The organism is Enterobacter sp. SCRI0065, from assembly GCF_059766475.1.
Map to the genome: position 1 here is coordinate 122,863 of NZ_JCBAJB010000003.1, position 6,457 is coordinate 129,319.

The following is a 6,457-nucleotide window of genomic DNA, read 5'->3' on the forward strand; positions in this document are numbered from 1 at the left end:
TTGACTCCATCAGGGGAAAAGTGTGCTTTATGAATACTAGTTCGCACGCTAACACCTGAAGGTTTCGCTCACCCATAAAAAAACATCCGTAAGGAAACCCTGCGGATGTTATCAGTTGACGCCATCTTGAGATCGTCGCCGAGAAGTTCTAGCTAAATTGACGAACCATGCGATCCAGTTCGTTTTCGACCACCGCTTTAGAAAGATAATATCCCTGGAAACTGTTCAATCCTAAGGCCGCCAGCATGTCGAATTTCTCAGCACTGTCGACGCCTTCTGCAACGCAAATCCCGCCGGTCATATCACTGTAATACTGCATCGCCTTGATCAGATTGTAATCACTTTCATTGGCGACAAACTTATCGACGATATCTCGATCCAGCTTGAGTCCGTCGAATTCGACCTGTCTGACAGGGAACATGACATGATCGCTTGAGAAGCAGTCATCCAGAAACAGGCGACAGCCGGTCTGACGTATGCCTTGCATGGTTTCCGGTATCTCTTTATTACGCGTGACATCAATTGTTTCAGCAAATTCAAAGACTAATTTCTGCGCCCATTCAGGACGGATCAACATCTCCACGGCCTTTTTCGCCATGCCTGGTAACGCGCTACCCGATGCTAACTCTGGTGGGATATTGACGGAGAAATAAAATTTCCCGTTATATTTATTAATCCCACGCACGGCGGCATCAACAACTAATGCCGTTAACTGAAGCCATATATTTTTGTTGTGCAGATTCTTTAAAAAATCAGCAGGTTTCAGTGTCTTATCATGTCTTTTCCAGCGCAGGAGAATTTCAAATCCTGTTCCTTTTTTATGTCTATCAGTAATAATTTGATAGACGGGAAAAATCTCTTTTCTGACTAACGCACTATAAAACTCAGACTCTTTGACCGGCAGACTGGTTTTGATCGGGTTTTGCGTTTTATTGACCCCACGGATCACCCCTGCATCATTCAGCCACGGCTGAATAAATTGCAGTTTTCGCAGCCCTTCTTGCCGATGGGTGTATATCGTTTTAATGGCTAAACCGAACATCCCGGATTGTACTTTGACCGAGTTTCCGCGATAGAAATTGAGCACGACATCCAGTTCACGCAACGAAAGTCCCTTTGCCAAACAACCCGTTAGACGTTCTTCAATTCTGGCGGCGTCTTCCAGTACGGGAAAACCCCCAGCCACAACATCATGACAAGAGAGCGATAAGCTCGCGATCCGAACCGTTTCTAGCTTGTGTTTATTCACCACTAACGTCAGCAACATTCTGTACAACCAGCTAACCGGAAGACGGCAGTAAATAATAACGTGCCGCTTCTCCGTTAACGCATTAAGCAGGGATACCGTCTTCTTTAACGTACTTAAGATGGCGCAGATATCCCCTTTCAGGAAGACGGAGATTTCCCCATCGGCATCCCGATTAATAGCATCGACCTCATCACCGGTTATCTCATCATGATGAATCATAATACGTGACGTGCTGATCCCGCTATTTTCAAGAAGGGCTTCATAGCCTTTATAGGTATAGCTACAGGCAGCAATGACATATCGACGTTTATACAGCTTCGGGTCATTGACGAACGTATTCCAGGCCATCAGACCCTCCAGAAACAAATATTAACAAAATCACAGAAAACGCGCGTGAGGCGTCTCTCAAGCGAGAGTGTGACTTTCAACATTATGCCGCAATCATAACAAACAAATAATGTTATAACCATAGATCTAATAATAAAAAAAGGTAAATGACAGGTGTGTCAAATTTATTTAACAAAAACACCAAGTAACATCAAATTAACTTTAGTCGGTAAAAATGCACATTTTTGCGTTTATTCACCAGCGTGCTTAACGCAATTATTTTTTACTCACCTTGAGCTAAACACCTCACTTTTCGATCACCCCCTTCCATAAGCAATTAATTAATAATCTTTGCAAATACCAAAAGTAAATTTCATTCATCACATGTATAATAATGACTCGCTACTGAGCACAGCGATGCACACCATTACACTCAGCTCATTCAGAATAGGGCAACCGCATGGATAAAAATATTTCATCCAAGGCACTGCTACACCGAAGGGATGTGATTAAAAACAATCCGCGTTTCAGTGAAGCAATAAGGCAACACTTTGCCATTAATGATTCAATTTATAAAAAACAGCCGCTCTTCTACAAAACCATGCTTCAGGAATCCCGGTTTACTATCGTCATGTCTATGTGTTGCTTTATTTTTGGCAACCAGGCTGGTTCAGTATCGGAAGTAAAAGAGTTGTGTACGCGCTATAAAATGGCAAGCCCAAACAGCGTTATTGCAATCATTACCTTGCTTAGAACAACCGGTCGAATAAAGACCATGCGCTGTACGGAGGATCGACGAAAGATGCTCATTGAACCGACGCAAAAGGGATTGGATGAACTCAAGCGTTACATGGCAGGAGCACTAGAACCCATTAGCACGCTATATCCAGATTACAACATAAATATCAATCTATTAGATAACAACGCTTTACGGCATAGTTTTTTCCATCGCGCCGCTGAATACCTGTTTCGCGGCGTGACGTTTAAGAAAATCTTGCCCGAGGTGGGATTGTTTATTGATAAAGATGGTGGACGCATGATCATGCTTTATCTTTATCTGCAGGCAACGAAAAATAGAAATCCACATGGCGCGGTCATTGAGTATTCCGCCAGCGTGTTAGCCAAAGAATTTTATGTATCGCGCATTCACGTGAACAGGATGATGAAATTAGCGCAAGAAGCCGGGTATCTTAAAGATCGAGAAAATGGATTCATGACCATTTACCCCAGTTTTATTGAGTTAGTTGAAAACTATGCCGGATTGTATTTTGCTTACATTACACATTATTTGAATCTTCATCCTAAAGAGCGGCTGGCGGCTATCAGTTTTAGCGCCGCACTCTCCTGAAACAGGCGGTCGGTTATCCGACCGCCCTTTTATTATCTTTCCCGTAATGCCTCTTTCGCTTTGTTCAACGGTTTCAGCAGGTAATCGATAATCGTTTTACTTCCGGTTTTAATATCCACCGTCGCAATCATTCCCGGGAAAACGGGGAAATCTTTTCCTTGCTTGTTCGTCAGATGGTTTCTGTCCGTGCGGATATAGACCCGATAGTAGTAAACGTCTCGTTTGACTTCATCCTGAATGGTATCCGGGGAAATTATTGTCACTTCGCCTTCCAGTCCGCCATAAATTGAATAATCATATGCCGTGATTTTTACCAGTGCTTTTTGACCCGGATGAATAAAGGCCACATCTCGCGGAGAAATTTTGGCTTCAATCAACATTTGGTCGTCAAGCGGCACCAGGGTCATTAATTTACCGTTGGGTGGAATCACGCCACCAACGGTGGTCACGTCAATATCTTTGACAATACCGCGAACTGGCGCGTTAAACGTCAGGCGGGTCAGAGAATCTTCACGCCCTCGCATAACGGAACGCTGCGCTTCAATTTCAGCATTCGCTTTTGCCAACTCTTCACGTGCGCGAACGTAATACTGATTTTGCATTTCCGTGATTTTGCTCTCAAGCTCATTTTTTTGACGCTCAAGACGCAAAACTTCGACTTTACTGGCCGCGCCCTGGTTAACCAGTGGGCGGGTCAGCCCCAATTCGCGTTGGACCAGTGCTGCGCCCTGGCGTAAACCCGCCAGCCCTTTTTCCAGGCTGTCGCGGCGGGACTGGTACAGCGCCGTTTCTTGCTGGACCAGCTCCACGTCGTCGTCCAGCTCAGGAGGGAAAACCAGCTCGCTGTCATTCACCTCGGCATTCAGGCGCGCCGCGGTTGCCAGCGCCGCGTTCAGACGAGACTCGCTCTCCAGCACGGTGGACTCGGTTTTGGTGCGATCCAACTGGGCCAGTTGCTGGCCTTGCTCCACGATATCCCCTTCACGAACCAGCAGTTTATGGATGATCCCGCCCTCCAGAGACTGAATGACCTGCTCATGAGAGGATGGGACAACCTTCCCGGTTCCGGTGGTTACTTCATCCAGGTGAAACAGGCTGGCCCAGGTCACAAACACGGCCAGTAAAGCAAAGAGTGACCACGCAACCCACGTTGAACGCGGCAGGCGTGGTTCTTTTAAACGGCTGTTAAAACGGGAAAAATCACTCATGCGGTCCCCTCCACGGCGGTTTTCTTCATCGTCACGGTCCGCTGCGCTGGCTTCTGCGCAGCCATACCGTGTTGATTCAGAATGGCGTCACGCGGACCATCCATGATCACTTTCCCGTTTTCCAGCACAATGATGCGATCGACCAGTTCCAGGATTGGCAGGCGATGGGTGGCCACCACCAGCGTTCGCTGCTTGCCAAGCCAGCCTTTAAGGTGATGAATGAACTGCTTCTCGCTCACTTCATCAAGCCAGGCCGTCGGTTCATCCAGCAGCAGGATATTCGGCGCGGTAAGCAGCGCACGCGCAAGTAAGAGCGCCTGACGCTGGCCGCCGGACAAGCCTGCACCGCCTTCATTGATGACGTAATTCAGCCCCATCTTCTGCTTACGGACGAACTCCAGCGCCCCGCTGTTTACCAGCGCCTGATGGATCTCCTCGTCGTTTGCCAGAGGATTACCCATCACCACGTTGTCGCGGACCGAGCCAAAGAACAGACGCGCCTGCTGGCTGAGCAACTGCATATCGCGGCGTACATCCGCCGGATCGAGATGATTGAGCGCGATGTCATCCAGCAAAATACTGCCCTGCTGCGGTTCCTGCATGCCTGCCAGCAGGTGCAACAACGTACTTTTACCCGAGCCGTTACGGCCCAGCAGGGCAATCCGTTCCCCGCTTTTAATGTGCAGACGAGGAATGTTCAGCACGTTCAGCTTCTCTTCTTCGTCATAGTAAAAACCGACGTCCTCAAGCAGGTAATCCCCTTTGATATGCGCCTTATGCACTTTTTTGCCCTGCTGCGGATCGTCTATCGGGCGCTGCATCAGGTCATCCAGCCCTTTGCGGGCGACCTTCGCCGACTGCCAGCGCGACAGCACGCCGGAGATTTGCGACAGCGGTGCAATAGTGCGTGAGGCCAGAATCGAGGTCCCGACCAACGCGCCGGTCGTCATATCCCCGCTAATCACCAGATAACAACCAATCAGCAGCACCACGGCGTAGACGATGGACTGCACTTCCTGGGTCCAGGTCAGCAGCAGACCGGTTAGCCAGCGCTGCTTCATGCTGACGTTAGCCGCCACGTCGTTGGTGTTGTTCCACTGATTCAGAAAGCGCTGCTCGGCGCGCATCAGTTTGATGTCTTCCAGACCCTGCACGGCTTCAACCAGCGTGGCGTTACGGATGGCCGACTCGCGCATCCCTTCGCTTGAGAGTTTCCCCAGCGGGCGCTGAACCAGCAGCCCCGGGATCAACAGCAGCGGAACGGCCAGCAGTACCACCAGCACCAGCGGGCCGCCGATCATCCACAGGATAAAGACGAACAGCAGGAAGAACGGCAGATCGGAAATCGCCGCAATGGTGGTCGAGGTGATCAATTCACGCACCGATTCCAGCTCGCGGATTTGGGCGATAAACGAGCCGGTCGATTTGGACCGCGCGCCGTTTTTGATGCGCAGCGCGTGGGCGAACACGCGATCGGAAATACGCAGATCGGCACGTTTGCCGATCACATCTGAAATGTGTACGCGCAGCATGCGCATGATGAATTCAAAGATGATGGCGACCATTACACCGCCAAACAGCACCCACAGCGTGGCTTCCGACTGTGACGGCACTACGCGGTCATACACCTGCATCGAAAAGACCATACCGGAGAGCGCCAGCACGTTTGCCACCAGGGCGACCAGCATGATATCGCTGTAACGACGCCAGTCTTTCAGCGCCAGCTCCCAGAACCAGTTTTTCTTATAAGGTTTGATGTAGTCATCCACGCGCGCGTCGGGCGTAGACTCCAGTGGGCGCAGCACCATCAGGCCTTTCAGCCGCGAGCCTAGCTCTTCACGCGTCAGGACCGTTTCCAGCCCGCCATCGCCGCTGAACTGCAGGCTGACGTTACCGTCTTTATCCATGCGGTTAATAACCGCGATTTGCCCGCCGGTAAACTCGGCCAGCAGCGGCAAACGCCAGGGATCGATTAACGCCGCCTCGACGGGCGCATCACGCAGTCCCAGCCCAAGCTGGCGAGCCATGTCGTTCAGCACCTGCTGACGCGGAGACTGGCTCTCGTGATTGATCGTGACACGAACATTTTCCTGAGAAAAGTCCAGCCGATAGTGCTTCGCGATGAGAAGCATGGCCTGTAGCCAGGGTTCGTACTGTGGGTGAGTCTTCATAATGCTACGTCCTGTTCAGGGCGTTAATTACGCACTGAAATGATACCTTTGTCTGACGATTAGAAATCGAACGGTTTCTAAACGAGCGCGCAAAAATACCTTATTAAACCTATGGTTAAACCCATTAATGTAAAGAAACGCAAAAGGCCGCGAG

4 protein-coding genes are annotated in these 6,457 nt (G+C 49.7%); 1 reads left to right on the top strand and 3 read right to left on the bottom strand.

Annotation, left to right across the window (positions count from 1 at the left end):
* Positions 1 to 148: 148 nt before the first annotated feature.
* Positions 149 to 1,597, bottom strand: coding sequence for an EAL domain-containing protein (locus AC6EMZ_RS10710; RefSeq protein ID WP_498402449.1), 1,449 nt, complete (start codon positions 1,595 to 1,597; stop codon positions 149 to 151).
* 439 nt (positions 1,598 to 2,036) lie between these two features.
* Between AC6EMZ_RS10710 and AC6EMZ_RS10715 the strand changes: the two genes are divergently transcribed.
* On the top strand, positions 2,037 to 2,924 hold the full coding sequence (locus tag AC6EMZ_RS10715) for a MarR family transcriptional regulator (protein WP_498402451.1): 888 nt from the start codon (positions 2,037 to 2,039) through the stop codon (positions 2,922 to 2,924).
* 32 nt (positions 2,925 to 2,956) lie between these two features.
* On the opposite strand, the gene AC6EMZ_RS10720 is transcribed toward AC6EMZ_RS10715, so the two are convergent.
* Both AC6EMZ_RS10720 and AC6EMZ_RS10725 read right to left on the bottom strand, forming a co-directional pair.
* Positions 2,957 to 4,132, bottom strand: a complete 1,176-nt coding sequence (locus AC6EMZ_RS10720) for an HlyD family type I secretion periplasmic adaptor subunit (protein ID WP_498402452.1) — start codon at positions 4,130 to 4,132, stop codon at positions 2,957 to 2,959.
* A complete protein-coding gene (locus AC6EMZ_RS10725) occupies positions 4,129 to 6,303 on the bottom strand; it encodes a type I secretion system permease/ATPase (protein ID WP_498402453.1) in 2,175 nt (724 codons plus the stop codon). The genes AC6EMZ_RS10720 and AC6EMZ_RS10725 overlap by 4 nt, the downstream gene beginning before the upstream one ends.
* Positions 6,304 to 6,457: the final 154 nt, after the last annotated feature.